Source organism: Vibrio sp. 1562 (assembly GCF_033340155.1).
Taxonomy (GTDB): Bacteria; Pseudomonadota; Gammaproteobacteria; order Enterobacterales; family Vibrionaceae; genus Vibrio; species Vibrio alginolyticus.
In genome coordinates this window covers 1-782 of the sequence record NZ_JAWOVY010000244.1, presented here as the reverse complement: position 1 = coordinate 782, position 782 = coordinate 1, and the positions used below count along the sequence as shown (strand labels likewise).

1 protein-coding gene and 1 pseudogene are annotated in these 782 nt (G+C 45.0%); one reads left to right on the top strand and one right to left on the bottom strand.

What is annotated here, in order from left to right:
- A partial coding sequence (locus R7Z49_RS24430; RefSeq protein WP_318112284.1) for a DUF3332 family protein occupies window positions 1-473 on the top strand: 473 nt, incomplete at its 5' end.
- Between the two features lie 76 nt (window positions 474-549).
- Here the strand turns inward: R7Z49_RS24430 and R7Z49_RS24425 are convergent.
- Window positions 550-782 (bottom strand): annotated as a pseudogene (locus tag R7Z49_RS24425) (cytosol nonspecific dipeptidase); the annotation flags it as partial.

Genomic DNA, 782 nt, shown 5'->3' with positions numbered 1-782 from the left:
GCAGCAACGCGGTAACTGGCTATGTTATGGGGTTCAACTTGAAAGCGGTAGATAACCGTTACGCTCGTGGTGGTCTAAACATGCTTATGGCACCAGTTTACGGTGTGGCAATCGCAGCTGACTACATCGTATTTAACTCTCTAGAGTTCTGGACTGGTAAAAACCCGCTAAACGGCAAACCACACATCTTCGATACTAAGATGGACACTTACATTGATGTAAACCACCAGCTAGATAAGTCGCTTACAACAGCGCCGATTGGCCCACTTACAAACAACCGCGTTATCGAGCAAGGTCAAATGCACCAAATCGATGAAAATACGGTTCAGATGAACATCACATACAACAATGGCGAAAAAGCGACGTTAATGGGTGTACGTGAGGGTGAGTTTGTTACTTACTACATCAATGGTGAAGTGGTCGCGAAGACTTCTATGGATGAGCTAGCAGCGTACGCGCAAACTCGTGCATAATTCGCGATACTCTCGTGACAAATAGCAATAAAAAAGGGTGCCGAGGCACCCTTTTTGTTTTGTTGTCGCGTTTGGATTACGCTTTCTCAGGAATTGCTTCTAGAAGCGCTACCATTTGATCCCAGAACAGTTGAACGGTATCAATCTTCACTTTTTCATCAGGAGAGTGAGGGAACTTGATCGTTGGGCCGAAAGAAACCATGTCCATGTTCGGGTACGGTTCTTTAAATAGGCCACACTCAAGACCTGCGTGAATAACCATTATGTTTGGTTTGTGACCGTAAATGCCTTCGTACATATCACGGAAAA